This window comes from Streptomyces sp. NPDC104814, from assembly GCF_055583185.1.
Genome location: NZ_JBVJOL010000014.1, coordinates 1 through 26,815, shown reverse-complemented (window position 1 = coordinate 26,815; position 26,815 = coordinate 1). Strand labels below are relative to the sequence as shown.

Genomic DNA, 26,815 nt, shown 5'->3' with positions numbered 1-26,815 from the left:
GCGTCCAGCTGTGACCGAAACACCCGACACCGCCTCCCCCACGACCACCGCGCGCCCGGCTCTGCTGACACGGCCGCTGCTGCTGCGCTTCGTGTCCATCCTGGGCGCCTCGACCAGCTTCTACCTGCTGCTGTCCGTCGTCCCGCGCTACGCCTCGACCGGCGACCGGGGCGGAGGCGGCGGCGCGGCAGGACTGGCCACGGGAGCGCTGATGCTGGCGACGGTACTGGGTGAACTCGCCACCCCCGTCCTGGTCCGCCGCTGCGGCTACCGCGTCGTACTGGCCGTCGGCCTGGGCCTTATGGGCGCACCCGCGCTGGCGCTCGGGTTCTCCCGGAGCCTCGGGTGGATCGTCGCGATATGCCTCCTGCGCGGACTCGGCTTCGCGTTCACCGTGGTCGCGGGCGGCGCGTTGACCGCCTCCCTCATCCCGGCCGAACGGCGCGGCGAAGGGCTGGCGCTGGTCGGCATCATCAGCGGACTACCTTCGCTGCTGGGCCTGCCGATAGGGGTGTGGCTGGCCGCACACGCGGGCTACGGCGTCGTCTTCACGGCCGGCGCCGTGACCGCGCTCGCCGCGATCCCCGCAGTGCCCGGCCTACCCGACCGGATCCGCGCCTCCGGGCGGCCGATCGGCATCACCGAGGGGCTCCGCACGGCAGAACTGCTGCGTCCCGCCGTGGTCTTCGCGGTCACGGCGCTCGCGGCAGGGATTGTCGTTACTTTCCTGCCGCTCGCCGTCCCTGCGTCGCTCACGAGCCTGGTCGCGGCGGCATTGTTCGTCCAGCCCGCGGCGGCCACGCTGGCCCGCTGGCTTGCCGGGCGTCACGGAGACCGACACGGCTCCGCCGGGCTCGTATTGCCGGCTCTGCTGCTGTCCGCGCTCGGCACCGGGCTCATGGCGCTGACCGGCAACCCGGTGGCTGTGGTCATTGCTGTCGGTCTGTTCGGCACCGGCTTCGGCGTTGCCCAGAACGCCACGCTCGCGCTGATGTACACGCGGGTCCCTGCCGCCGGCTACGGCACGGTCAGCGCGCTGTGGAATTTCGCCTACGACGCCGGCATGGGCGTCGGCGCCGTAGCCTTCGGCTGGCTCTCTGCCGCAACTGGCTACCCGTGGGCATTCGCGCTGACCGCCGCGGCCATGCTCGGTGCCCTCGTCCCAGCTCTGACCGACCGCAGCGCCGGTCGCCCCAAGCGCCGTGCCGGTCGCTGACTCACGACCCCCGTCGCGACCGCCACGATGGAGTCCCCGTGCAGCATTGCGTCCGTCCGCCCGGCAGTCCACCCGTCAACGGCTACAGCCGCGCGGTGACGTTCACCGGGCCCATGGTCGCGGTCTCCGGCCAGGTGGCTCAGATCCGGCAGGGCTTCCTGAACCTCGCCACGGCACTCCATGCTGCGGGAGCCCGTCTCCAGGGCGTGGTGAAGCTGATCGTCTACCTGACCGACCTGACCGACCTGACCGACCTGACCGCCTGGCCGACCTGGACGCCTTCCGCCGGATCCACGACGAGCATCTGGACCCAGGCCGCCCGCCAACCTGCCCCCTGGTGAAGGTCGCCGGACTCGTCCACCCGGCGTTCCCGCGTCGAGATGGATGCACTTGCCGTCCTGCCTGCCGACACTGACATCGAACCGGAACACGCTCAGTCCGCAAGCGCGGGCAACCGCTCGACCACGCGCCGCCAGGGCGCGGCAAGGTCGAAGCCAGTGAGTTCCTGCGACCGCTCTTCGCCATCAGCATGGAGCCAAGCGCTGGACCGAACTCGCCTGAGCGGTCGATCCGGCGTGCGGAGACCGCGCGCCCTCTCGTAGGAGGCCTGTATCGAGCTGGTCGAGGGCACCTGGCGGCTGCTGGAGCACCATGGCTGGAGCCGGCAGCAGCCCACCAGGCGCGCGATCGAGCGCGATGACGACGCGGTCGAGGTGTGGAAGAAGGAGATCTGGCCGCGGGTAAGAGCACCGCGGCGGAGCGCGCGGCTGCGACCGTCTTCGAGGACGAGGCCGGGTAGCCGATGACTCCGCCGCGCGCCAGGACCAGGGGCCGGGTCGGCCAGACTCTGGTCGTGATGGTGAGGGGCCGGGGCTCGGGGCGCGTGTCGACGGCGGGTCTGACCTGCTAAAAGCCCGGCCAGCGGTCCCGGCTGATCCACGCGATCCGCGAGTACCGGGGCCGCAAGGCGGAGCCGAAGGGCTTCGGCTGGCGCGACTTCCGCGAGCTGATCTTCCACGCTCGCATCCAGCTCGGCGGACCGATCGTGCTGGTCTGGGACAACGTCCGCCTGCACCTGAAGGCCGGCATGCGCGAGTTCATCGAAGCGAACGCCGAGTGGCTCACCGTGTTCCAGCTGCCCACCTATGCTCCGGACCCTGTACCCGACCGAGGGTGTCTGGTCGCTGGTCAAGCGCGACACCGGCAACCGTGCTGCGGCCGACCCGGAACATGCTGCAATACCGGCCGGAGGTCATCGACGGCTGCCTCGACGCCGCCGACCTGGCCCTATGAGCGTCGGGTCGACGGACCCGAAATCGGTCGAAGCCGAAAGCTGCTGGTCAGCTACGGTGGGCGTGCATCGGCCGGGCCCCGGCCACCGCTGAGAGAGGGTGGCCGGGGCCCGGTGGTGGTGGGGGAGTGTCAGCCGAAGGCCTTGATGGAGTTCCAGCTCCCCGGTTCGACGACGCGTACGGGCGGGTTGGTGGCCGTTCGGGACGGTTGGTAGATCCACATCTGGCTGTCGGAGACGAGGCGCGCCCAGATGTCGGGGATGCCGTCGTTGTTGACGTCCGGGATGCCGATGGCGGCCGACACGGCGGTCTCGGCCCAGCCGGTGCCGTAGGGCTCGTCCTTGCCGGTACGGGAGTTGGCGGCCTGCTTGAGGGACTCCAGGTCGACGCTGCCGGCGACGGTGCCGGGCTTGCCCTGGCGGAGGTTCATGGTGCCGGTGTCGAGGTTGCGCCAGAGCACGTCCGGGGTGTTGTCGCCGTTGATGTCGGTGACGTTGACGATCTCCTGGCGGGCCCAGGGACCGGTCTCCATTCGCGTCGCGGTCTGGAAGGTGGCCCCGGTGTAGCCGGACAGCGTCCACCATTCGTCGCCGGAGCGCAGCATCAGGTCGGGCAGTCTGTCGCCGGTGATGTCGCCGGTGGCTCTGATCTGCTTCCACGTCGAGGGCGACGGGGTGTTGGAGGGCAGCCGGATCTTGAGGCGCTGGTCGACGTCGAAGCTGCCGTAGCCGTCGCCGGGGTAGAGGTAGAAGCGGCCGTCCGGAGTGACCGCGAAGAGGTCGGTCGATCCGTCGCTGGGGTAGGTGTCCTGCCAGTGGGTGATCAGGGCGGCCTTGCCGGTGGCCGGGTCGTACCAGTGGCCTTGGGGGTCGAGCTTCTTGTTCTCGTCGTAGGAAGCGGGCAGGCAGCGGAAGAGGTCGCCGTCCGGTCCGCCTGTGCAGTTGCGCAGGTTGCCGTTGCCGTCAACGGTCAGCAGGTCGCCGATGCCGTCGCCGCCGGTGTCGAAGGGGACGTCTGCTTTGTCGCGTGGCGGGACGTAGAAGTTGTAGTCCGTGCGCTTGCTGGCGTTGCCGGCCGCATCGAAGGCGTAGGCGAGTAGCCAGTTGGGGCCGGAGTGCGGTGGCTTGACTGTCGGGATCTTGGCTGTGCCGTTGGTGGCTGTCACGGTGCCCCAGCCGCCCACGCCTTCAACGGTGTAGGTGAACTTCGCGGCACCTTCGGAGCTCAGGGTGGCGGTGCCGGTGTCGCCGAACTTGACCGTGGCCCAGGTCAGGCCGTCAGGGGTGGCTTCGGGGAATTCCGGACTGGTGATGCTGGGCGGGGGCGGGCCGGAGCCGTCGACGGTGAGGGTGCAGCGGTTGCCGCTGGTGGGGAAGTAGGCGGAGTTGAGGCCGCCGGAGTCCTCCGCGCGTACGTCCCAGTAGTAGACGCCCTTGTCGACCAGGCTGGTCGAGGCGATGGTCAGCGTGGCCTTTCCGCTGGAGTCGCTGGTGACCAGAGTGCCGGCCGGCGTGGCCGCGCCGGACTTCCAGAAGCGGAAGCGCAGGCCCTTGAGGTTGTTGTCTGGGTCGGAAGACTTCGCCGAAAGGATCAGGTTGGCCAGGCCGATGGTGTTGCCGCCCGTGTTCTGGTTGCAGTTGCTTCCGGGCGTGCTGGTGACGTAACTCGGCGTTGAGGGAGGCCGGTTGTAGACCACTTCCATGACGGCGCTGGTGGCCTGGAACTTGCGCCAGGTCTGCGTGTCGGTCTCGGCGGTGGCGCGCATGCCGAGGGTGATGTTCGACCAGCCGCCGTCTGCGGCCTTCTGCGCGGCGGTCCTGACGTCGAAGGCCTCGTAGTTGTCGGGGCAGGAGGGGGACCAGCCGTGGGCGAAGGACTTCTTCTGCAGGAGTGTGGACCAGCTCGGCTGGGCGTTCCACGTCGTTCCGGAGGAGATGGCTCCGGTCAGCCAGAGCTGGAACTCGCGGGTGGTGCACGACCAGGAGTGGTTGTTGAGGACCTTGAAGGTGGCGGAGTTGACGATCGCACCTCTGAGAGTGGAGGTGTAGTTCATGCGCCAGAAGGAGCGGGCGGTGCCTCCGCTGTCGCTCTCGTGTCCGACGCGGGCGTCGGAGGTGCCGGAGGAGAAGTTGGTGCCGTTCCAGAAGCTGGTGTTGGGGTAGGGCTTGTAGGCCACGGTCCAGGCGAGCCAGCCGGAGTTGAGGGTGGGGTCGACGAACAGCGGGTACTTGATGTCGGGGTCGGTGAACAGGCCGGTCTGGGCAGGGTTCAGGTCGAGCCGGGCGGTGCTGGTGGCGTCACCGTCGAGGTGCATCGGTATGGGGGCGCTGTGGGCGCCGGGTTCGATGCCGCTCAGGCCGGAGAGTTTCAGGACGTCGGCGGGTGTGGCGACCGAGGTGCGCACGCTGTCTTCGCTCACGTCGCCTTCTGGGTCACGGCCGGAGGAGTCCCAGGCGAAGGGTGTGGGGATGGAGCCCAGTTCGTTGCCGGACTTGTCCTGGACGAGGACGCTGCCGCTTTCAGTGTCGTGGTGGAAGACGGCCGTCGGTGAACGCAGGCCGTAGGTGACTGTGGCCAGTGCGTTGCTCTGTGCGGCCTGCTCGTTCTTGACGATCAGCAGTTGGGCGAAGCCGCCTTCTTGCCGGGCGAGGAGGAGAAGGTCGACACCGGGGAGTACTTCGGAGTACAGGGCACGGGGGCCGTCCAGTACCGGCTCGGGCAGCGGGCCGGGCCAGGTGTAGGTGATGGTGTGACCGTCGATGTCTACCTCGGCCAGCACCGACTCCTGCGGTGACTGGGAGGTGTCGGCCAGCGGCATGCGGGCGAAGGAGCGGTCGGCGCGGGCAGCCTTGGTGCCGGCGGAGAAACGAGTGGGCTGGGCGGCGTTGACGGGCTGGATGCTCAGGCCGCGGGCGGCGTTCTTCACCCGGCGCAGCCGGGTGTCGATCGGCGCCCACGTGCCCGTCACGGTCTTCGCCCGTTGCGGGAGGGTGGTGATCTGCGTTCGCAGCATGCCGTCCGGCTGCGCCCAGGTTTGCGAGGTTGCCGTGGTGGCGGTGTCGACGAGGACCGGCTTGCGTGTGCGGCGGGCTTCTGTCTGGGCGGCGGCCTCGTTACGCGGACCGGTCGCGGCCTTTCGGGCTTGGGCGGCCTTGCCGGCTTGGGCTGGTGGGGGATCGCCGGGTTGATGCCACCAGGGCAACAGGGCGGCGGTCAGGGATACGAGGACGAGGCCGAGGGTGACAGCCAGCCTGGTGCGCGTGCGCACGAAGGGGCTGAGGAAACGAGGCGGCGCGGACACGGCGGCGGTCTACTCCCGTGTGAACCAGATGGATACGGACAGCACGAACAGCCCCGGTCGGCAGGCCGCGGGGCAGAGTCGCGCAAACGATCACATGCTCCACACAGTCAGTCCACACATGAGAATTTTATGAAGTTGAGATGGACTGCTGGGGCGCCCTTGACTTCACCTTGACTGTGTCCCGGATGTGGCTTATCGCCACCCGAAGTGCAGTCATAGGGGCGGGTAATCGTGATCTTGCCGATTCATCCGCGAGTCCGATGTTGGTCAGCATTCATCCCGTGCCGCAGATCACATGAAGGCCGGGAACCAATCTGAGACGATCTTGAATTCGGCGTCAGCCATGCCACAGGGTGCAGAGTCCATCTGTCGTTTCTTTTGCATGTCTTGGTGGGGTCGACGCGAATGCGCGCTCAAAGTCCGCCGTCCTGGCTGGGGTTGATACGCCCCGCCGGGACGGAGTCACAACGACGGCGCCGCCGGCAAAGCCGCGCGGCGACCGTCCTTCTACTGTCCACGGCCTTGCTGGTGAGCAGCCTCGGCACGGAGGCCTGGGCGATCCCGGCTCCCGGCATGAACCGGCAGGAGGTCAAGCTCCCCGACCTGCCGGAAGGCTCCAACGTCGAAGTCGACGAGGAAGCCGAGAAGAACCTCACCACGGCACCCGAGGTGCCCGTCGAGACCTACGTACCAAGAGCGGTCACCCCATGGTCAGGGGACTCGGGCGTCGCGACGCTGTCGGCGGACGCTGCAGAGGGCACCACGGTTCCGGTCGAAGACCTGCCGATTGCGCTAGGCGTGCCGGGAGGAACCGACCCCGCCGCGATCGACGGCGCCTGGAAGGTCGATCTGGCGGCGCCGACGGCGTCGCAGGACGCGAACGTCTCCGGCATGATCATGAAGGTCACGCCGCCGGCGGACGCTGATCCGACCGCACAGATCGCGATCGACGTCGACACCAGCAGCTTCGCCGACCTTTACGGCCCGCAGGCCGCTGCCCGCTTCGGCCTGGTCCTGCTACCCAACTGCGTCATGGACTCCCCAGACACTGGTGACTGCGCCGACAGCGGCGTGGCAACCATGTCGGGCAAGAGCCAAAAGCAGCCCGAGCGGCTTCGCAGCACAGTCAAGGAGGTGCCCGCCGCACAGGCGCCTACCAGGGCGAAGTCTGCAAAGACGGTGCGCACCCACACGATCCTCAGCGGCACCATCCCGGTCGGCAGCCTGCTGGCCGGCGACGCAGGCACAACGGCTGACAAGGCGTCCGTGCGCACTGCCTCGTTGCGCAGCGACAACGACGTCCTGCCCGTCGTCGATGCCTCTGGCCCGCAGGTGATCGGCGCAATGGACACGGGCGCTTCGGCCAGCGGTGACTTCACCGCGAGCCCCCTGCTGTCCTCCGGCTCCTGGGCCGCGGGTTCCTCTTCCGGCGCGTTCACGTACTCCTATGACGTGCAGGTGCCGGAGACCGCCGGCGGTCTGATGCCGAAGATCTCCCTGGGCTACTCCTCGCAGTCGGTGGACGGACGTACCTCGGCGACGAACAACCAGGCCTCCTGGATCGGTGACGGCTGGGACTACAACCCCGGTTCGATCACCCGCACCTACGCCAACTGCCGTGAGGACTCTAAGAAGGACGGGTCCAACAACAAGACGCACCGCACGGCGGACCTGTGCTGGGGCTCGGACAACGCCACGCTGTCGCTGGGCGGGATGACCACCGAGCTGGTCTGGGACAAGACTCAGGGCAAGTGGTTCACCGCCAACGGTGATGGCTCGAAGATCGAGCGGCTGTACAACAGTGGCAACGGCAACGGCGCCTACAAGGGCGAGTACTGGGTGGTCACCACCAAGGACGGCACCCGCTACTACTTCGGCATGAACAAGCTGCCGGGCTGGGCGTCCGGGCAGCCGACGACCGACTCGGTCCTCAACGTTCCCGTCTACGGCAACCACGAGGGCGAGGACTGCTACAAGGCCGGAGACTGGAAGGGCTCGGCCTGCACTCAGGGCTGGCGGTGGAACCTCGACTACGTCGAGGACATCCACGGCAACGCGATGTCCTTGTGGTGGAAGAAGGCGCAGAACTACTACGCGCGCAACTTCGACTTCAAGGCCCCGGTCGTCTACGACCGTGACGGCTGGCTCGACCACATCGACTACGGCCAGCGCAAGGACACCCTGTTCTCCGCGGCGGCTCCCGCCCGGGTGAACTTCACCGTGGCCGAGCGCTGTCTGCCCGAGGGCACCCTGACTTGCTCGGATGCGAACTTCGAGGACAAGGACCCGGGCAAGTACCGCATCTGGTACGACACCCCGGCCGACCTCAACTGCAAGCAGGTCACTTCGACATACACCAGGAAGTGCTGGAACGCCGGTCCTTCCTTCTGGAGCCGCAAGCGCCTCACCAGCATCAGCACCGAGGCGCAGCGTGTCAGCGGTTCTACCGCCCGCCAGGCGGTGGACACCTACAAGCTCACGCAGAGCTTCCCGGTTCTGAAGACCGGCGCGAACACCGCGTTGTGGCTGGAGTCGTTCCAGCGCACCGGCTACGGTCCCAGCGGCAATGCCGTCCGGATGAACGCGGTGCGCTTCGAGTCCAACGATGAGGACATGCCCAACCGGGTCATGCGCCCCAATGACCCTCGGCCCAGCTTTTCCCGGCTGCGGATCGGCCGTGTCATCAACGAGTACGGCGGCGAAACCGTCGTCATGTACGAGCCCGCCGCGGGCGACTGTGCCACCGGCAGCCTCCCTCGGCTCGACCAGCAGCCCGGGGAGACCCGACAGCAGGCCCTCACGCGACTGCAGAGCCAGCTCAAGGCCAACACACGCTTGTGCTACCCGATGTTCTGGAATCCCGACCCTGAAGTCGAGGACATCGACTGGTTCCACAAGTACGTGGTGAAGTCCATTGAGGAACTTCCCAACGTGGACGGCACCTTCTCCACGAAGACGGCCTACGCGTACAAAAACGCCGGCTGGAAGCTCGCCGATGCCGAGTTCAGCAAGAAGTCGACTCGAACCTACTCCCAGTTCGCCGGCTTCGAGCAGACCACGGTGATCACCGGCGCCGACGAGCCGTCCATCCGCTCCAAGCGGTCGAAGTCCGTCACCCGCTTCTTCCGCGGCATGGGCGACACCGTGTCCGTGAAGGACATCACCGGTGCGGAGATCGCCAAGGACCGTGAACCGTTCGCCGGCCGGATCGCCGAGGAACTCGACTACAACGACGCCGACGACGCCGACACCGCCTGGGTGTCTCGCTCGGTCACCGTCCCGGAGGCCACCGAGCTGGCCCACCGCGACCGCGACGACGGCCTGGACCCGCTGCGCGCCTGGCGTGTCACCGAGCCGGACGAGATCGCCTATACCAAGTCGTCGGGCACCAACAGCGATGACACCCGCACCGAGCGGATCGTCAAGACCCACACCACCTACGAGCCGACCTACGGTCTGCCCGTGCTGGTGGAGTCCCTCGGTGACACGGGCAAGACCGGCGACGAGTCGTGCACGAAGTCGGAGTACATCCACAACCTCGCGAAGAATCTGATCGGTCTGTCCAAGCAGGTGCTGGTCTCGCCGACCACCTGCGCGGCGGCGAACTTCGCGGACCTGTCCACGCTCAGCGGCGGTACGCGCACAGCGTACGACGGCCAGGGCTACGGCGTCGCGCTCGCCGACACCACGAAGGGTGAGGCGTCCCAGACCTGGTCGATCAACGGTGACGGTGACGACTGGCAGTCCGACGGCACGACCCAGTTCGACGCCATCGGCCGCGTGGTCAAGAGGACCGACCCCAAGGGCAACTCCGGCCTGATCACCTACACCCCGTCGACAGGCCAGGTCTTCAAGGTCACCGAGACCAACGCACTCGGTCACTCCGAGACCCGTGAAGTCGAGCCGGGTCGTGGCACCACGCTGAAGTCGATCGACGCGAACGGCCACGTCACGCAGGCTCAGTTCGACCCGCTGGGCCGGCTCGAGAAGGCCTGGGCCGCCGACCGTGCCCCGTCCGACACGGCCGTCCCGGACTTCCGCGCCGTATACACCGTGCCGGAGTACGAGGAGGGCAAGGACCGCAAGCCGTCCTACGTCACTACCTACAGCCGCGGCTACGACGACCGCGTCGAGACCTCCGTCACCATCTACGACGGCCTCGGCCGCGAACGGCAGACGCAGGAGGAAGCCGACGGCGGCGGCTGGCTGATCACCGACACGCTGTACAACAGCTCCGGTGAGGTCTGGCAGACCAACAACGCCTACCTGTCGCAGGAAGCCAAGCCCGGGGAGCTGTTCACCCCGCTCAGCGAGACCCTCGTACCCAACATCACGCGCTACAGCTACGACGGCTCCGGCCGCGTGCTGCAGGAGACTCCCGTCCTCAAGGTCGCCGACCCGCTGACGGGGGAGTCCTCTTCCAAGGAGGTCCCTGAGCGCGCCATCCGCTACGAGTACGGCCTGGACTGGTCCAAGGTGAACAACCCGCAGGGCGTCTCGTCCTACCGGGTCTACACCGACGCCCTCGGCCGCACCCAGCGAGTGGACACCTTCAACCCGGCAGCGCCTGGCGGCTTCACGTCGATGCGCTACCAGTACGACGTCAGCGGCCAGCTGGTGAAGGCCACCAACTCCGCCGACGCCGCACACTCCTGGACGTGGACATACGACCACCGAGGCCGTATGGACACCGCGACGGACCCCGACTCGGGCACCACAAAGACGACGTACGACAGCCTCGACCGGCCCGTCACCACGACCAACGCGCGCGGCACGGTCTGGAACGACTACGACGCCATCTCCCGCCCGACCGAACAGCGCCTGAACGGCTCCACAGGCACGCTCCTGGCCAACTACACCTACGACCTGGCGCCGGGCGGCAAGGGCATGCCCTACACCGCCACGCGCTACACCGACGGTGAGGCCTACACCCAGCAGGTCGACGGCTACAACAAGGACTACCAGCCGACCTCAACCACGCTGACCCTGCCGGACGACCTGGCCTCCACCTGGGGGCTGGACAAGTCGTACACCTACGACTACAAGTACAGCGACACCGGCATGCTGGACGAATCGACACTGCCGAAGATCGGCAAGTTCGACTCCGAGAAGCTCGTCGTCCGGTACAACAAGTACGGTAAGCCGCTCTCCATCTCCGGCAAGGACTGGTACGGCTCCGAGACTGTCTACGACCCCTACGGCCAGGTGCTGCGCTCCACGCTCGGCGCACAGCCCTACCGGGTGTGGACGCAGAACACGTTCGACGAGTCCAGCGGCGAGCTGAAGGATCAGCAGGTCTACCGCGAGGCAACCAGCGACAAGTCCCTCGTTGCCGGCAACCTCGTCTCCAAGCGGTCGTACACCTACGACCCGTCCGGCAACGTCACGTCCGTCAAGGAGTCGGCGACCGGCATCGACGAGCGGCAGTGCTTCGCCTATGACCCGCTGGGCCAGCTGAAGAGCGCCTGGACCTCCAAGGACCAGAACGCCTGCACCGCCCCGAAGAATGCGGACGGCTCGCTGAACGTGGCACCGGGCACGGACAAGTCCGGCTTTTGGCAGGAGTACGAGTACGACCTGCTCGGCAACCGCACCAAGCTGACCGAGAAGGACCTCACCGGCAACACCGCCAAGGACGCCACCAGCACCTACGCCTACGGCAAGGCCGACGGCACCCAGCCGCACACGCTGACCAAGGTGTCCAAGACCTACACCACCCCGCAGGGTGCGCAGGTCAAGGCCGAGGCGGAGCGTCTGTACGAGCTCACCGGCGAGACCAAGTCCGTCACCTCGATCCAGAACGGCGACAAGCAGTCCCTGTCCTGGACGTACGACGGCAAGGTCGACCGCATCACCGGTGCGGGCACCGGCGGCAAAACGCCTTATGTGGGTCTCGCCGACAAGTGCCTGGACCTCAGGGGCGGCCTCGCGGTCGCCGGTACGGCGATCCAGCTCTACGGCTGCAACGCCTCGCCGGCGCAGAACTGGCGCTTCAGCCAGACCCCGGGCGGGACCAACCCCGACCAGGGCACGCTGAACGTCTACGACAACTGGTGCGTCCAGCCCGCCGGCAACACCGCCGGCTCGGCCGTTCAGCTCCAGAAGTGCGACGGCTCGGCCGGCCAGGAGCTCAAGCGCAACGCCTCGGGTCAGCTGACCCACGTGGCGTCGGGCCTGTGCCTGGCGGTCCAGGGCGCCAACTCGGCGAATTCGACCCCCATCGTGCTCGCCACCTGCGACGGCACGAAGGTCGAGCAGTTGTGGTTGCCGCAGAACGACACCCGGTACATCTACGGTCCTGACGGCTCGACGCTGCTGACTATCAAGGGCAAGCAGGCCACGCTCAGCCTGGGTGAGGCCGAGGTGACCGTTCAGAAGGGCGGTGTGCTGGTCAACACCCAGCGCACCTATGACGCTCCCGGCGGCGCCGTCATGCGCTACGCCTACGGCACCGGCATCGAGCGCCTTGTCGCTGTGTGCGCTGATCACCAGGGCAGCCCGTACGCCGAGGTCACCCTTGACAGCAGCATGTCCGTGCGGATCCGCAAGCAGGACCCGTTCGGCAACCAAAGGGGCGCGGATACTACCGCTGTCAACCGGCAGTCACACTCGGGGTTCCTCGGTGCCAGAGAGGACAACGGCTCGGGCTTCACCCCGCTGGGCGCCCGTCTGTACGACCCGGTGGTCGGACGGTTCCTGTCCGCCGACCCGGTGCTGGACCTCAACGACGTCCTGCAGTCCAACGGGTACGCCTACGCCCACAACAATCCCGTCACCTTCTCCGACCCGACGGGTGAATCGATCGCGCTGACCGCTTCCGAGCGGGCAGCAGCCCTGGCAGGCGCGGGTCTGTCCGCGGCGCAGGTCGCGCAGGCGCAGGCCATGCAGGGCAAGTCCCTCACCTCGGTCATCCTGGCCGTGGCGTGGGAGACGCTGAAGGACTTCATCGGCATCAACGACGCCATGGCGTGCTTCGGCGGCGACATGTGGTCCTGCATCAGCATCGCGGTCGACGCCATCCCCTGGACTAAGCTCGGCAAGATCCCGTCCGTCATCAAGGCCGTCAAGCGCACCATCAAGGCCGTCGAATCCTTTAAGGCGGCCAAGAAGGCAGCCGAACTGGTACTCAAGGCGGCCAAGGCAGCCGAAGCCGCAGCTCTACGGGCGAAGAAACTCGCCATCGAACGCGCCAAGAAACTCGCGGCGCAGAGAGCGAAAAAGAAGGCTGCGGAGGCGGCCAAACGAACAGCTGACAGGGCGGCTGCTGCCGCTCGTAAAACGGGCAATCCTCGTCACAAGGCGGCCCAGGCTAAGGCAGCCCCGAAATCGTCGTCCCATAGCGGCGGTGGCAAGGGAGGCGGGGGCTCCAAACCTGGCGGCAAGTCCGGCGGCTCTGCCAAGAGCAAGGGAGGATCCAGCGGCAGCGGCGGCTCGGGTAAGGCCGGCGCTGAGGGCGGGACGTGCAACAGCTTTGTCCCCGGCACCAGGGTCCTGATGGCCGACGGCACCACCAAGCCGATCGAGAAGGTCAAGACCGGCGACAAGGTCGTCACCACCGACCCTAAGACCGGTGAGCGTCGCATCGAGACGGTCACGGCCGAGATCCGCGGTCACGGCCTGAAGCACCTGGTCAAGGTCACGATCGGCATCGACGGCATGAAGGGTCCGAAGACCGCCTCGGTCGTCGCGACCGACGGCCACCCCTTCTGGGTCCCGGCATTGCACGCCTGGATCAAGGCCACCGATCTCGGGGTCGGCGAGTGGCTGCAGACCAGCGCGGGTACCTACGTCCAGATCACGGCGGTTGAGCGCTGGACCGTCCAGGACGTCACCGTCCACAACGTGACGGTGTCCGACGTCCACACGTACTTCGTGATGACGGGCTCGGTACCAGTCCTTGTTCACAATTGCAGCTCTGGCGTGGATTCTGCCGGTGAGGCGTGTGATTGCGGGGGTGGGCCGCAAGCCTATTCCGTTGCCTTTGAAATGACCCTCGATGCGGCGGACTTCGGTCGATCGCGGGGTACGCACTTCAGGCGAGCGAACGAGGCACTTGACGCGGCACTTCAGTCGGACGCTGGCTTCGCCCAGTCGATGGAGCAACTGATTCCGGGAGTCAATGCAGCTGTCTCCTCGAGGGGAGGGAGGCGCACCCCGGCTGGGTGGACTTGGCAACATGAGCCGATGTCTAATGCCGACGGTCGACAGGGCGTGATGCGTCTCGTACCACGCTCGCAGCATGATCCCGGATCGCTCTGGCAGCATCTGCTGCATCCAGGTGGCTCCGGCGGATACTCAGAGTGGGCAATTCCGAACGGTGCCCCACGTAATAGAAGGTGAGTCCACGATGTCGATTACGTTTACACATCGAGACGGGGGGATGGACGAAGGCAACGAGGCCGGTGTACCGTCGCTCGTCGCCGAACTCGACGGGCCCATCGACGATGAGCACCCGGACGTTTCGGTCACGGATGACAACTCTTCCTGGACCGTTTCGGCGTTCCAAGATGGAAGTTTGGTGCTTGAAAATCTCGACGACAGCAACGTCCAGCCTCGCCATCTCCAAGATGTTTCGCGTGCCGACATGATCCAAGTGCTGGTCATGTTGACCCGTGGTGACCTGACCGCACTTCAGCGGTTGGATTGGCTGCCGGGTTACAGGTAACTGACACCACAGAAGCCCCAGACGGCGCCTGTCGCCGTCTGGGGCTTCTGTGCACGGGGTCGACATGTGAACTTCCAATAGTCGCGTCTGGTGAGGGTTGTTGAAGCCGATTGCGCAGCCGTATGCGTTGGGCTTGAGTTCCGAGGCAGCGTCGTCGCTCGCCACCGCCGGCTCCGCCGACAGTCCGAAGCAGCCGCCTCGATTGCTTGGCTCGTTGGCTGGTCGCGATGGGAACCGTTGTCAGACCTCGGTCATACATTCGACCCGACTACGAGCCAGAAGGGGCGGGCCCGGCGCTCCGGGGGTGCTACTGGATGGTGATACCGGTGACCACGAGGAACTGGTCGGTGCGCAGGACCATGACGACCTGAGCGTTGATGCCCTGAGCGCGCTGGGCGGCGGCGCATTCTTCGGCCAGCCTGGAGCCGCGGGGACCTCCCGCGGGGAACCGCTCCAGGACGGTGCGGGCCTGCGTGCTGGTGCTGTCCATCAGGCGTCACCGCCGTTCACGCGCTCGTGGATGTCGATGAGGGTGGCGATGGCGTCGGGGTTGTCTGCCTCGCCGACCCACTGCCCGAGCGCGGTGAAGACGGGCACCTTCTGCCGGTCGGCGGCGAAGATGACGCAGTAGTCGCCGTAGCGGTCCATCACCATGTCCCGCAGGACCGGAATGAGTCCGGTGTCCAGGACCTCCAGGGCGTCGACGGTGAGCCGGGCGGCCTCGCCGGGTGCCGACGGCTGGACCAGGGTGCCGGTGACGCGCAGCAGGTCGCCGGGCTGGATGCCGTTCAGCAGCTCGTGCGTGATCCGGGGGTCGCCGCTGGTGGAGGTGACGACCGTGTCGGGGGCGTCGTCGGGGAGAGCGTCGATGTCGACGGGTCGGACCATCAGGTCAAAGGTGGCGGTCCCGGTGCGCGGGCCAGGCGCGGGTATCGCATCGACCGAGCCGTCGACGCGCGCAGTGCTTGGTGTCCATCAGCTGGCTCCGCCAGAGTCTCGGTGGGGCGCGGGGAGCGGGGTCGGGGCGCCGTCGGGGGCGGCGCCGGCAGCCGCGGCGATCCCGCCGCCGGCAGGACGAGTGACGCCAAGGCTGTTGTGCCGGATCGACGGTGACGAGTGCCTGCTGCGCGGGTGTTCGCCGGGTTGTAGGACGAACACCCGGCCACAAAGGCGCAGTGCGGCCGTCGTGGCCATGCGGCTCAGACGCGGGAGCGCAGGTAGCCGGGCAGGTGCTTGTCGCAGCAGGCCCACTTCGCGCCGGACTTGTCGGTGACGGCGTACTTGGGCGTCTCGGTGCAGGGCTTGGCCTTGCTGCCTCCCCAGGTGCAGCGGTTCTTCCTGGCGTGACCGGAGATGACGTCGGGGTCATGGCGCTGGACATCGACGGCGGGTGGGCGCTTGCCGGTCAGTTCCGCTACGGCCATTACTTCCTCGGCGCCGAAAGCGCGGCTGACGCCGGAGGGGCTGAGGCCGGCGGCCGCGCCGAGGGATTCCAGCGTGTGCGGGCGGGGCTGGTGGAAGATCCGTCCGTAGGCCAGGAGCAGTCGGATCTTCTCGTCGGCATCCCGCTTGATCTCGACGAGGTCTTCGAGAGCGACCAGGAGCGCGTCGTGTTGCGGGCCGTGCTCCTGTGCCGCCTTGGCCGTCTTCCTATACCAGGCGTTCCACGCGAGGTGCCTGGCCTTCAACGTGTCGAGTTCCTCTTGTCGCGGATCAGCCGGCCGCGGCCAGCGGATGGCGGAGATGTCCTCGTAGCGAGCTTGGAACATTTCCGGCGTCTCATCAGTCATGCCGTGAAGCGTGCACGAAATTTTGACTGACTACAAGTGAACTTGAATGGAGGCAAGTTCTCGTGATTGCATGGCCGTTTTGCCGAAGTGGCTCCTGGCCCTCGGTCTCAGCGGCCCTGTGGCGCGGCGCTCGCGTCCCGCTGGCGCGCCTGGTCCGGCGGCGTCAAAACGGTTACCTCGCGCTGCTGTTGCGTTCTACCGTTGGGGTGCAGGTATCCGGCGCCGGGGGCCCGCTGCTGCAGCGCCCGGCGGTACTCGCCGCCGCAGTGCTCGCCGTCCCCATCCCGCTGCGCCGCGGGTCCTCCTATTCGTCTCGTCACTCCATGGTCAGGCTCGTGTGCCGGTGATTACTCTGGCGCGATGGATCACGAGGGGGTGGGGCAGGGGCCGGGGGTTGCGGTGACCAGCCGGGAGCAGGACGCGGTGCGCTTGCTGCTGTTGATCGACGGGGCGTGCGAGCCGCTCACCGAGGCGGAGAAGGCCGTGCCCGGCCTCAGCAGTCTGTGGCTGCTGCGGGACGCGGTGGCGAGCCGCGTCATGCCGGCCATCGTGCGGCGTCTGGGCCGCCGGGACTTCGTCGATCCCTCAAACCAGAAGCCGCGGTCCTACGGTATCTCGCCTGCAGCGCGCCTCGGCGCGCTGCAGTCAGGACGTCGAGGCGCGGCGCGTGGCCAGCTCCTCGAGGCGGGAACGTTTCCAGCGCTGCTGACGAGGACGGTCGGCGCTGCCACGTCGATATTCCTATCCGTCGGGCTGCTCGAGGTCGGGCCCGTGCCCGAGCGCACTGATGAAACTGTCGGCGTTGCTGTATCCGGGGATCCGGGCTGCCTCGGCGGCGCCGACCAGGTCCTCGTGCTCGTCCTGGTCGGCCGGCGGCAGCACACCACGCTTGCAGGCGACAGCGACGACAGTCGCCCGCCGCCACTTCTTGCGGCCCGGGGCCGCGGCAGAGAGTGGCGGGTGACCTTGAGGCCGTCGACATACTCGATGGCGGCGGCCTTGGCGCGCTTCTTCACAATCTCGTTGATCGCTCGGCCGGAAAGGAACAGGCCGCGCACGGTGGCGTTGCTCCGCCCCTTGAGATTGCCCGTGGTGGTCAGGGGCACGGAAGAAGGGCAGGTGCGGGGCGTCAGCTCCGAGTTCTCGCACGTCAGTCTGCCAGGCGCGTACGCAGCGAACGATCTGCAGGTCGGCGCGGTACCGGATGAACCGCCACTTGCCCTTGCCGCTGCGCCGCCTCTTGCTCTTCGCCGTCAGGACCCAAACGCCGTGGTCGACCATCCGCACCGTCTTGTTCAGCAGGTCCGCGGTCTCGATCCCACGGGCCAGTTTGCCGTAGCCGATGACGAGCAGGGCAGCATCTTGCCGGCCGAGGCGAGTGCTCTCGTCAATATCGGCGAGGATCGGTACGAGGTACTTCAGCGTGACCGTGGCGGCCTGCTCCCGCTCGCCGTCCGCCTTGATGTAGCCCTCCAGCCGATAGTCCTCGATCGCGTCGCGGACGACGGAGGCGTCGATGGACGGAAGGTAGGCGAGGAGGGTGTCCGGGCTGTACTGGCTGCCGTCCGGTTAGCGCGATTCAATGAGGTTGTCGAAGTATGCGAGGACGTTCGCCGTTGTGGTTGAGGGCCAGGTCGCGCGACCTTCCTGCTCGCACCAGGCATCGAAACGGGCCCTTGTGGTGTCCCGGTTGACCTGGGGGTTCCGGGCGCCGCGGTGTTCCGTCCGCCGCTTGGCCGATTTCGGAACGGTGAAGTCGCGTTCGGTGAAGGTGGTTGCTGACCGGCACGTGGCGGTAGCTCTCCCTCGACGAGGATCGTGTGCCGGGTGATGCGGAATGGGCGGTGGCGTCTGCCGTGGCCGCGGGCAGGGGCGGTTCGTCCTCGTCGACGATCTCGGCGTCGTAGACAACCTCGTGGGGCTCAGTCACTTCGGTCGCTGTCGTGGTCACCGTGTTCGCTCCTGAACTTCCTGTGGCCGGCGTACGGGCGTACTTGCAGCCCAGGCACATCCGGTGTGGTGGGTCAGAACCTGACGTAGTGAGTCGAGAGGCAACCGGTGCACAGGCCGAGGTCGTCTTCGCCGGGCTGATAGGGGGTACCGCACGCGCTGCACAGCTCGATGGCGTCGAAGTGATTGCCACAGTGGCCACAGATGAGCCGGTCCTCGTCGGGAGCCGCGAGCACCCGGACACGGACCATGGAGAGTTCCGTCTCGCTGCACTCTGGACACTTCACGAAGTCCACCGAGTGCTGCAAGGCGTAGACCTGAGCCCAGTGGAATATTGCCTGGTCAGGACCATAGTAACGCGCGTGGCAGAAGCGGCAGTCGATCACGTCGGTGCCGTCTCCGATCACCAGCGCCCACTGGTCACAGTCAGGGCAGCGGAGCGTACGGTCACGGAAGTCCTTCAGCTCCTCGGCCAGGCGCTTGAGGCGGGTGTCGATGTACCCCTGAATTCCCCGGACCTTGAACCCGACGTCGGCCAGGTCGTCTTCGACCGCGTCGGCCTCCGGGGCCGGCAGGGAGGGGAGGAGTTCGTCGTGGACGAAGGTGATGAGGAAGTCCAGGACCTGGGCGGCGCGTGTCTCGATGGCTCGGGCGGGTGCTTTGAGTCCGTAGTGCTGGAGCGCGTTGCGCCACTTGGAGAGGATGGCCAGGCTCTTGGCGGACTTGTCGTCGATGGCGACGCCGGCGATGTCCCTCAGTCGGGCGATGGCCGCGGCGGTGGTACAGCTGTCGAAGTCGCCAGCTTCAAATCTCTCGCGCTTGGCTGTGCCGGGGTCTTTGAGGACGAGGCTCCAGTGCTCCTGCTGCAGACGGGTCTTGAGTAGGACTTCGACGGCGGCCTGGAGGTGCAGGACGGCGTACTTCAGCCCCCTCGGGGTTGGCCTGCCCAGGCGGAGGTGGTCGCAGGCGCTGTTGAGGTAGTCGACCCCGTTCTGCACCGGAGGGAAGTTCACCTCGCCTGAGGGTGTCGCCTGGGTCTCCGGCTCACACGGCTCGGAGCGGGGACCGGGCAGAGCCCCGCGTTCTTTTCCTTCGCTAACCGTCAAAGGTCGAACCCTTACTGACGCGGGGTTTCCTGACTACCCCTCAGTACCTCCTATTCTCTCTCGGTGCGGGTGCGGGTGCGGGTGCGGGTGCGGGTGCGGGTGCGGGTGCGGGTGCGGGTGCGGGTGCAGCCCTGCCACGGCGGCGCGTTCGGCCCGTGGGCGCGGCCGCTGCAGTGCAGTCCGCGGGACGTATTCCGCTCCCGCCGTCGGGCACGCCCCCTGATATCGACCTGCATGACCAGACGGATCTTGCTGAGAAAGTTCGGAATCTGTACAAGGAGGCGGGATTCCGCCTCCCCACGGGCGAAAGGATGACACTGCGCCGATCGGGGTGTCCGCCGCACGAACTCGCTCGGCCAGGCGAGAGCAGCCAGCACGCCCCCAGAAAAACATGTGCTCGAGTTGCTTGGCATCCCGGGATCGGGCCGCCGGCCTCGCTTGCACGTAGCCGGTGCGACGCGCCGTAGGCTCCAGGCGTGATTGATACGTTCGTGTTCGACGTCGGCGAGACCATTACGAGGGATGACCGCTATTGGGCCTCTTGGTCCGACTGGCTCGGCATCCCGCATCACACACTGTCCGCCCTCGTCGGTGCAGTGGTCGCCCAAGGCCTAGACAACGCCGAGGCGCTGCGCCTGGCCCGACCGGACATCGACGTCGCTTCCGAATATCAGGCCCGGGAGGCTGCTGGCCGAGGGGAGCAGTTGGGGGGAGAGCGACCTTTATGACGATGTGCGCCCGGCGTTGGCAGCTCTCCGGCAGGCCGGTTCGCGCGTGATCATTGCGGGGAACCAGACGCCGCGCGCGGGGCAGCTTCTCCGTGACCTGGACCTGCCGGCTGATCTGATCGTCACGTCGGGGGAGTGGGGGGTGGCGAAGCCGCAGCCGGAGTTCTTTCAGCGGGTTATCGATGTGGCGCATGCGGCCCCGGAGGCTACCTTGTATGTCGGCGACCACCCGGCGAACGACGTCTTCCCCGCGAAGGCGGCTAGGCTGCGTGTCGCGCACCTGCGCCGTGGCCCGTGGGGGCACCTGTGGGCGGATGACCCGGATGTCAGGGAAGCGGCGGACTGGCGGATCGATAGCCTCGCCCAGCTCGTGGAGCTGACCGGTAGTTGACCACGGCTGCGGCCCCGACGCGGCGCCCTCGCCATCTCCCAAGGCGTGCACAGAGCGTCTCGATGCCGGTACGGTCTGAAATGACCGTACTGAACTGGAGCCGCAATGGCAGCACTTGGGTATGGCGGGTTAGGGCGTCGGATCGCCTACTACCGGCGGCTGCGGCGCATGACGCAGGAGCAGCTTGCCCAGGCTGCCTGTGTCGCGCTCGGGACGATCCGCAAGATCGAGCGTGGCGAGCGAGGGGTAGGTGACGCCACCCTCGAAGCCATCGCGGCCGCCCTGTCCCTGGACCCGCCGCAGCTCCGTACAGACCGCAGCCCGGCCCAGACTCCGGTGCGCGACTTCCTGCCAGCCCTCTCCGCAGTCATCGCCACGTACGACGTGCCCGAAGACGGCCCCATCCGGCCCGTCCCGGAGTTGCACGTCGCCGTCCGTGAGGCTGCCGATTGGCGTCTGTCCGCCCAGTACACGCGGATCGCCCGTCGGATGCCAGACCTGCTCGCCGAGCTGGCTCGCGCCTATCGTGCCGCCGCGCCGGAGCAACGAGCCGAGCTGGCGGGTCTTCTGGTCCGGGCGTACCGCTCAGCCGACGCGGTCGCGTACAAGTTCGGCGCCCGCGACCTCTCCGCGCGACTCATCGAGCTCATGAGGCGGTCCGCGCCAGAAGCAGACGATCCGCTGCTGGCTGCGTCCGTCGCCTACGTGCGCACCGAGACCTTCTTCGCCGCGCGCGCCCACGCCGCAGGCCTTCGTGCTCTCGAGCAGGCCTTGGACGCCGCCCCAGCGCCGTCAAGTCGGCAGGAGGCCGCGGCGCGCGGCGCGCTCCACATGAGGGCGGCGGTCATCGCCGGCCGGGCGCGGGACGCATCGGCTGCCGTCACGCATCTGGCGGAGGCCGAGGCGCTCGCCGAGCAGGTGCCGGAGGACGTGTACGGCGGCACCGCCTTCAGGCCCGACTCGGTTCGCATTCACGAGGTATCCGTGGCTGTGAGCCTTGGGGACGCTCACATCGGGCGTGCTTTGGACGTGGCCAGCGAGTGGAAGCCGCCCGCAGACCGGCCCGCGGAGCGCCGCTCGGGGTTCTACATCGAACTGGCCCGGGCCCAGCTCTGGTTGGGTATGGCCGACGATGCGTTCGAGTCGCTGAAGGTGGCCCGGCGCATTGCGCCGCAACACACCCGCGAGCACCCGTGGGTGCGTGAAGACGCCTCTACTCTGCGCCGCTTGAAGCGCGGGGACTCCGAAACGCTCTCCAACTTCGCGGAGTGGTGCTCGGCGACGTGAGCAGTCCCAGCTACCCCTAGGAGGGGTACTTGGGGTGCCTGGCACCCGCCACCATCTGTTGCACGCGGAGGAACCAACAGATGGGGGACGCGATGCCGGACGCACAGCAGCTTGCGCCCACCGTCATCGACGGGCAGGTGAGCATCGTCCGGCTACACGGCCCATCCGGTCGCCGCCTGGCGCAGCTGCATGCCTATCCCTTGAGGCGCCGCTTGTATGCGCCGGAGGCACTCGCGTCACCCTTGCGTCCGACAGCGTGTCGCGACGCGCCCTTCGGTGCCGCCCTGTCCGGCCGGTGCTTCGGCCAGGGGAGCGAACCCGTACCAGCGATGGCCGTCGATGGACGAACCTTGAGGGACCATTCCGGCACAAATGCATCCCGTCTGTCTTCACGGGACGTGACACGTCCATGCCCTAGACGAGTGGGGGTCGCCAAGGAACCTAGGCCCTGTCCGGCGGATCTTGAGCACTTTGCGCTCACAGACGGCAGCGGGGCAGGACGGAGATTGCCGGGCCCGGCATGGTCAGACACCACCGGATCCAGCGACAATGTCGGCATCATCGGGCGCGCGCTACTCGCGTTCCGGGCCTCTTGCGATCGGAGCGGGGCGACACCATGGCATGGCTAGTAGGAGCGGGCGCGATCTTGGGGCTGCTGGCGATCGCATCGGGAATCGTCACGCTCCGGACAGGGTGGGTCCTGCCCACGGCGCGCCGCCACGTCACCAGGCCCCAACTCCACGGTCTCGGTGCCCTGCTCATGGGCACCTCTGTCGTTCTGCAGAGCCTCTTCTACTTTCGAGTTTTGCTGAGCGTTTCCTGGGAGGCCCGATTCTTCGGTGGGAACGCGCTCCTGTTTGCTGGGCTACTCCTGATTGCCCTCAGCCAGTTGCTGCCGCTCCGCCGAAGCGGGGATCACACCGATCCCTCAGGCGTCTGAAGTGTGCCAGTGGATCATGGCGGGAGCCATAGGCGGATCGCCGCGACCGTGGCGGTGCCGTGGAAGACGTAGGCCCTCTTGTCGTAGCGGGTGGCCACGGCCCGGGAGTTCTTGAGCCGGTTGATCGTCCGCTCGACCTCGTTCCTCGGTTTGTAGATCTCGCCGTCGAAGCCGGTGGGGCGGCCGCCCTTGCTGCCGCGTCGTTTGCGGTTGGCCCGCTGGTCATAAGCCGGAGCCTACCCAGCCCCGAGCTACGCCGACTGTGGGATCACGCCACACCGCACTGCATCGGCGGCTATCCGTTCCACCCACTTACGCACCTTCACCGCTCGCTCGATGCGGCTGTCGATGTCCTTCTTGGACGCCGTGTTCAAGGTCTCCGGGATCTTGTCGAAGGTGTCGGGAAGGACGTCGAGCAGACCCCAGATCTGTTCGCCGGTGCTGAGGGTCATCAGTTGCTGGCACCTCCACTGCAGCGGCGTCTCGGGCCGGTGCGTGAGCCGCTGCACGAGTGCCGGGAACAGGTAGTGCGTCGCATCTGCGGCGAGGTGCTGCCGGAGCCAGTTGACTGGGAGCCGCTGGCTGAAGCTGTGTATGGCGGCCTCTTGAGCCAGCCCCAGGAGCTGAGCAGTGTCGACGGCTCGGACAGTGCGGGGAAGGGGCAGGGTCATGCCAAGATGATGCCAAGAAGCTTCCGCGGAGCCGAGAGGTCAGCTGGGCTGGGATGCGATCTGCCGACGGGCAGCTCGCCAGGTTTCCTCGAACTCCGCGGAGGTGAGTTGTTCAGGGTCGTGGCCTTCCCATTCCGAGACGGGCAGCTCGGCCGTGATCCCGAACCTGCTGTCGTACTCATCGAGGCGGCCCGCTTCGTGGGCCTGCTGCCATTCGGCGAGCGAGGCGGCTGCGATCGGGGTTAGCGCAGGCCCTTGAAGTTCCACTTGCCTGGTCACCCAGCCATCCGCGCCGACCTCGAAGTAGAACCAGACGTCTTCCTCGTCCCAGTAGCAGCGCATCCACGTGGTCACCAGGACATGATGCCGGGCCCTACTCCGCTTGATCTCATGACCGGGCGATAAATCCTGCGGATCGATCCAGCCGGAAAGGAGAACCGACTTGGGTCGGATCCCAGCCTTGATGCCGTGCCTCTCGGATGCTGGCAGCAACGTGAGCCGGACGAATCGGCTCCGTCTCGACGCCCACCCAGTTGCTGGGATGGGCCTGGCCGCTGGTGACGACCAAGGTCGTGCCCGACTGGCTGCCGCTGGCCGCTTCGACCGCATAGGCCATCGGTGACCAGCAGAGTCCCTGCATGTAGGAGGCCTTCCTGCGGATCCGCCAGCGGTACTCGATCCCGTCAACGGTTATCCGCCGGGAACCCTTCATGTTCAGCGCCATCTTCACCTCCTGCGCTGTTGGACTCTGATGTGTCGCCGCGGTCGCGAAAAGCAGGTTGCGCGCGAACGTACCGAACGTTATCGCCGACAAGCGCCTGCGGGACTACGGATGGGTTGATCAGCCCATAAGTTGGTGTCAGTGCCGAGCGACCCGGCGCATCGCACCCGCCCCGGGTGCACTCACCCCGATCGGAGAGCACCGTGAAGAACAGGGCGTTGTGGCGAGTGGTTGACAACGGGAGTGGTAGCCAGTCCATCGTCAGCCGGGCGTGCCCCCCCTGTAAGAGCGAGCGCTTGCGTGTGTCCGGAAGCCAATATGCGACCCACGCCGCTTACGAACTGGTGCGTGTTGGCAGGCGTGTTGCGCGTGGCTTGGCCGTTGCCGACTTTCAGGCGTTGATAGTCCGGTCGGAGACGAAGCAAGAACGGTAGAGGAGCAGGCCGCCCGAGAGCGCCGGCGGTCATTCAGCGTCGCAGCTGTCGATCTTCTTCTGCATCATCCGAAGAAGCTCCCCAGCGGGTTGGTCACGGCCGTTCGTCGGATCGAGGGAGATCGGATGAGGCCGAGCACCGTCTCGGTCTCCGCTGCCTGAATGATCACCAGCCCCGGAGGCCGGTTCAGCGAGATGGCCTTGCCCCGTTCCAGGAGGCGGTTTCGGGACGTCGGGGGACTCCCTCATGGTCGGCCTCGGCAGCGAATCCTGCGTGCAATACGTGCCAACCCAGTCACGGCGCATGAAAGGCATGGACGGCTCCGCGCCGGTCGGTGACGTAGAGAGCATCGGCCGTAGCGACCGGGCTTCCCTGGCTTTCAGGATCCCAGGTGACGTTGTCCGACCACACACGTCTTCCTGTCCTGACATCGCAGGCTTCAATGCCGGTCCGGTGGCCGATGTACACAGCGCTGCCGATGACGAAGGGCTGTCCCTGGGCAAGGCCGGGCAGACGCCTGACCCACCTGAGGGTGCCGTCCGCGGCGTCGAACGCGGTGAGTGCGCGCCCTGTATTCACCATCACAATGCCGTCCGCCACTACAGGGGAGGCGATGAGGGAAGCGGCAGTGTCGCTGCGGTGCCAGGCGCCATCAGAGCGGGACACCCGGTACAGGCCTCCGCGTCCGCCGGAGACGTACAGGAACTCGCCCGACACGACGGCCGCAGATGATACCGGTGCTGGCAGGGAGGACCTCCATAGATGACGGCCGGTGGCCAAGTCGAGGGCGACCAGGACGCTGTTGTCGTCGTCGGGCCGTTCCACGACGTACAGAACGTCATCGGTCAGTGCCCAAGCAGGTGACAAGGCGCAGTCGGCCCTATGGCGCCACTTCTGGACCCCATCCGCCACGCTCAGTGCCACCACTTCGCGGGCGCCCGACGAAGGCTCTGGGGAACTGCCGACGCGTGCTGTGCGCAGGGTGAAGACCGAGTCGTCGTTGACGAGGAGCGGAGCTGCGAGCTGCTGCCCGGCTGCCGGGGACAACCAGAGGACGTTGCCCCCGCGGGTGTCCAGCGCAAAGACCCTGCCCTCTTTGTCAGGGGCGTAGAGCGCCTTTGAGGCGTAGACGGCGAGGTCGTCACGCACTCGCAGGGGCTGCTCCCAGCGCACGCGCCCGGAATGCAGCGCCACGGCGCGTAGGCGGCCGGCCCCTGCGGACACGTAGAGAGCCTCATCACCCATCGGACAGGGCCAGCTAAAGGCCGAACTCGCTGACCATGCCCCGACCCCTGACACCGCGTCGATGACACGGATCATATGGCCGTGGCGCACCACTGCGTACCCTTCAGCGACCTGCGGCTGCCGGGCACCAGGTGCGGTGGTGGCTTTAGTCCACTGTCGTACCGGTGCGCGAAACGCACGCAATTCGCCGAGGTCCTCCCGTCTACGAGGGGAAGCCATGCCTTCCGCCGCCTGACCATCTGCCGAGTGGGCAGAGAACTTCTCACGCGTATCGGTGAATTCTTCGATGTGCGTGACAAAAGTGTCGAGCGAAGCGGCGCACAACTCGTTCTCCCGTGGGATCTGCACCCACCGCGGGGCCGTGGGCACAGCGCTGAGGCGCAGCGTGAGGTTGACCCAGAACATGCGCCGTTCGTCGACGTCGTACACCACCCCGATCACGGGGACCTTGCTCGCCTGCCAGTCCGTGAAGTGGTCCCCGACGTCGATCGCGTAGCCGCGTGCACGTTTGTATTTCTTGCCCGCCTTGACCTGGGCGGTGAAGGAGTAGCCCGTTCGTTTCCGCTGGCGGGTCAGCATCACGAAGCAGTCCTCGCCGTGATCCGTGCCGCTGGCCATCTCCTGCACCAAGTGGTCGTGTTCGTCGAAGAACGACCTCAGCGCGTTGACGCCGGCCCGTTCCACGCGCCGGTTCGAGGAGACGGTTGCCATATGCCTTCCTGGGTCCTTGCTGGCATCGAGCCGGCCTCGCGGAAGGCCAGCGCGCAGTGCCGTCATGCCGCTCGATCCAGACCTGGGGATATAGGGGTCCCGCCTTCACGCCAGTTGGAGCGCAGCTTGCAGTAGTTCCGGGCGCGTTCGCGTGGTAAATGAGTGGCGGGCGGTGAATAGGACCGAAGAGGGCGAGGACGACAGCCAGACGGTCCGTGAACGCTGCGAACTCGCGTGGCAGGGCGCTCAGGCGTTGAGCGCTGGATGGGCGGCCCTAGGTCGTGTCCGCAAAGTCAGGGCAGCCAGAGCAGGAGGCAGGCGAGGGTGACCATGGCTTGGTAGTGGCGGGCGCGTTTGTCGTAGCGGG

General features: G+C 67.1%; 15 protein-coding genes and 3 pseudogenes. 8 read left to right on the top strand and 10 right to left on the bottom strand.

The genetic code is table 11. From position 1 onward, the window contains the following. The first annotated feature begins 10 nt into the window (after nt 1-10). From ACZ64A_RS33360 to ACZ64A_RS33350, 3 genes and pseudogenes are all read left to right on the top strand, one after another. Nucleotides 11-1,216 (top strand): MFS transporter, encoded by a 1,206-nt coding sequence (locus ACZ64A_RS33360; protein ID WP_469815678.1) that lies wholly within the window; start codon nt 11-13, stop codon nt 1,214-1,216. Nucleotides 1,217-1,254: 38 nt separating this feature from the next. After that, entirely contained in the window at nt 1,255-1,557 is a 303-nt protein-coding gene (locus ACZ64A_RS33355; protein WP_469815677.1) for a RidA family protein, read from the top strand. Nucleotides 1,558-1,836: 279 nt separating this feature from the next. Continuing rightward, nucleotides 1,837-2,509: pseudogene (locus ACZ64A_RS33350) on the top strand (transposase); the annotation flags it as partial. A 129-nt stretch (nt 2,510-2,638) separates the two neighbouring features. Here ACZ64A_RS33350 and ACZ64A_RS33345 read toward each other — a convergent pair. After that, nucleotides 2,639-5,521: a DNRLRE domain-containing protein gene (locus tag ACZ64A_RS33345; RefSeq protein WP_469815676.1), complete on the bottom strand. Its 2,883-nt coding sequence runs from the start codon at nt 5,519-5,521 to the stop codon at nt 2,639-2,641. An 861-nt stretch (nt 5,522-6,382) separates the two neighbouring features. Here ACZ64A_RS33345 and ACZ64A_RS33340 point away from each other — a divergent pair. Both ACZ64A_RS33340 and ACZ64A_RS33335 read left to right on the top strand, forming a co-directional pair. Then, the gene (locus ACZ64A_RS33340; RefSeq protein WP_469815778.1) at nt 6,383-14,149 is read left to right on the top strand and encodes a ricin-type beta-trefoil lectin domain protein; all 7,767 of its coding nucleotides are present in this window, start codon (nt 6,383-6,385) and stop codon (nt 14,147-14,149) included. Between the two features lie 40 nt (nt 14,150-14,189). After that, on the top strand, nt 14,190-14,474 hold the full coding sequence (locus ACZ64A_RS33335) for a hypothetical protein (RefSeq protein WP_469815675.1): 285 nt from the start codon (nt 14,190-14,192) through the stop codon (nt 14,472-14,474). A gap of 307 nt (nt 14,475-14,781) precedes the next feature. Here the strand turns inward: ACZ64A_RS33335 and ACZ64A_RS33330 are convergent, their stop codons facing one another. From ACZ64A_RS33330 to ACZ64A_RS33320, 3 genes are all read right to left on the bottom strand, one after another. Beyond that, complete coding sequence (locus ACZ64A_RS33330) at nt 14,782-14,964, bottom strand: hypothetical protein (protein ID WP_469815674.1); 183 nt, start codon at nt 14,962-14,964, stop codon at nt 14,782-14,784. Continuing rightward, nucleotides 14,964-15,362 carry a hypothetical protein gene (locus tag ACZ64A_RS33325; RefSeq protein WP_469815673.1) on the bottom strand — a complete coding sequence of 133 codons (399 nt, stop codon included), beginning with the start codon at nt 15,360-15,362 and terminating at the stop codon, nt 14,964-14,966. Before ACZ64A_RS33325 ends, ACZ64A_RS33330 begins: the two co-directional genes overlap by 1 nt. 311 nt (nt 15,363-15,673) lie before the next feature. Next, a complete protein-coding gene (locus ACZ64A_RS33320) occupies nt 15,674-16,264 on the bottom strand; it encodes a hypothetical protein (RefSeq protein WP_469815672.1) in 591 nt (196 codons plus the stop codon). A gap of 360 nt (nt 16,265-16,624) precedes the next feature. Here ACZ64A_RS33320 and ACZ64A_RS33315 point away from each other — a divergent pair, with 360 nt between their 5' ends. Further along, nucleotides 16,625-17,890 (top strand): hypothetical protein, encoded by a 1,266-nt coding sequence (locus ACZ64A_RS33315; protein ID WP_469815671.1) that lies wholly within the window; start codon nt 16,625-16,627, stop codon nt 17,888-17,890. A gap of 398 nt (nt 17,891-18,288) precedes the next feature. On the opposite strand, the gene ACZ64A_RS33310 is transcribed toward ACZ64A_RS33315, so the two are convergent. Then, nucleotides 18,289-19,227 (bottom strand): hypothetical protein, encoded by a 939-nt coding sequence (locus ACZ64A_RS33310; protein WP_469815670.1) that lies wholly within the window; start codon nt 19,225-19,227, stop codon nt 18,289-18,291. A 569-nt stretch (nt 19,228-19,796) separates the two neighbouring features. Between ACZ64A_RS33310 and ACZ64A_RS33305 the strand changes: the two are divergent. Both ACZ64A_RS33305 and ACZ64A_RS33300 read left to right on the top strand, forming a co-directional pair. After that, nucleotides 19,797-20,439: pseudogene (locus ACZ64A_RS33305) on the top strand (HAD family hydrolase). A gap of 105 nt (nt 20,440-20,544) precedes the next feature. Further along, on the top strand, nt 20,545-21,726 hold the full coding sequence (locus ACZ64A_RS33300) for a helix-turn-helix domain-containing protein (protein ID WP_469815669.1): 1,182 nt from the start codon (nt 20,545-20,547) through the stop codon (nt 21,724-21,726). Between the two features lie 954 nt (nt 21,727-22,680). Here the strand turns inward: ACZ64A_RS33300 and ACZ64A_RS33295 are convergent. From ACZ64A_RS33295 to ACZ64A_RS33275, 5 genes and pseudogenes are all read right to left on the bottom strand, one after another. Further along, nucleotides 22,681-22,890: pseudogene (locus ACZ64A_RS33295) on the bottom strand (IS5/IS1182 family transposase); the annotation flags it as partial. Between the two features lie 27 nt (nt 22,891-22,917). Further along, nucleotides 22,918-23,337, bottom strand: coding sequence for a hypothetical protein (locus tag ACZ64A_RS33290; RefSeq protein ID WP_469815668.1), 420 nt, complete (start codon nt 23,335-23,337; stop codon nt 22,918-22,920). A gap of 39 nt (nt 23,338-23,376) precedes the next feature. Continuing rightward, nucleotides 23,377-23,679 (bottom strand): hypothetical protein, encoded by a 303-nt coding sequence (locus ACZ64A_RS33285; protein WP_469815777.1) that lies wholly within the window; start codon nt 23,677-23,679, stop codon nt 23,377-23,379. Between the two features lie 46 nt (nt 23,680-23,725). After that, on the bottom strand, nt 23,726-24,061 hold the full coding sequence (locus tag ACZ64A_RS33280) for a hypothetical protein (protein WP_469815667.1): 336 nt from the start codon (nt 24,059-24,061) through the stop codon (nt 23,726-23,728). A gap of 725 nt (nt 24,062-24,786) precedes the next feature. Continuing rightward, nucleotides 24,787-26,448 carry an outer membrane protein assembly factor BamB family protein gene (locus tag ACZ64A_RS33275; RefSeq protein ID WP_469815666.1) on the bottom strand — a complete coding sequence of 554 codons (1,662 nt, stop codon included), beginning with the start codon at nt 26,446-26,448 and terminating at the stop codon, nt 24,787-24,789. Nucleotides 26,449-26,815 lie beyond the last annotated feature (367 nt).

Excerpts from the sequence above, each read along its gene's own strand:
- ACZ64A_RS33340 (WP_469815778.1), top strand. The coding sequence starts at position 6,383 with ATGAACCGGCAGGAGGTCAAGCTCCCCGACCTGCCGGAAGGCTCCAAC.
- ACZ64A_RS33345 (WP_469815676.1), bottom strand. The coding sequence starts at position 5,521 with ATGCTGCGAACGCAGATCACCACCCTCCCGCAACGGGCGAAGACCGTG.
- ACZ64A_RS33280 (WP_469815667.1), bottom strand. The coding sequence starts at position 24,061 with ATGGCGCTGAACATGAAGGGTTCCCGGCGGATAACCGTTGACGGGATC.
- ACZ64A_RS33300 (WP_469815669.1), top strand. The coding sequence starts at position 20,545 with ATGGCAGCACTTGGGTATGGCGGGTTAGGGCGTCGGATCGCCTACTAC.
- ACZ64A_RS33275 (WP_469815666.1), bottom strand. The coding sequence starts at position 26,448 with ATGGCAACCGTCTCCTCGAACCGGCGCGTGGAACGGGCCGGCGTCAAC.
- ACZ64A_RS33325 (WP_469815673.1), bottom strand. The coding sequence starts at position 15,362 with ATGGTCCGACCCGTCGACATCGACGCTCTCCCCGACGACGCCCCCGAC.
- ACZ64A_RS33330 (WP_469815674.1), bottom strand. The coding sequence starts at position 14,964 with ATGGACAGCACCAGCACGCAGGCCCGCACCGTCCTGGAGCGGTTCCCC.
- ACZ64A_RS33290 (WP_469815668.1), bottom strand. The coding sequence starts at position 23,337 with ATGACCCTGCCCCTTCCCCGCACTGTCCGAGCCGTCGACACTGCTCAG.
- ACZ64A_RS33285 (WP_469815777.1), bottom strand. The coding sequence starts at position 23,679 with ATGCGCTGCTACTGGGACGAGGAAGACGTCTGGTTCTACTTCGAGGTC.
- ACZ64A_RS33320 (WP_469815672.1), bottom strand. The coding sequence starts at position 16,264 with ATGACTGATGAGACGCCGGAAATGTTCCAAGCTCGCTACGAGGACATC.
- ACZ64A_RS33335 (WP_469815675.1), top strand. The coding sequence starts at position 14,190 with ATGGACGAAGGCAACGAGGCCGGTGTACCGTCGCTCGTCGCCGAACTC.
- ACZ64A_RS33315 (WP_469815671.1), top strand. The coding sequence starts at position 16,625 with ATGGATCACGAGGGGGTGGGGCAGGGGCCGGGGGTTGCGGTGACCAGC.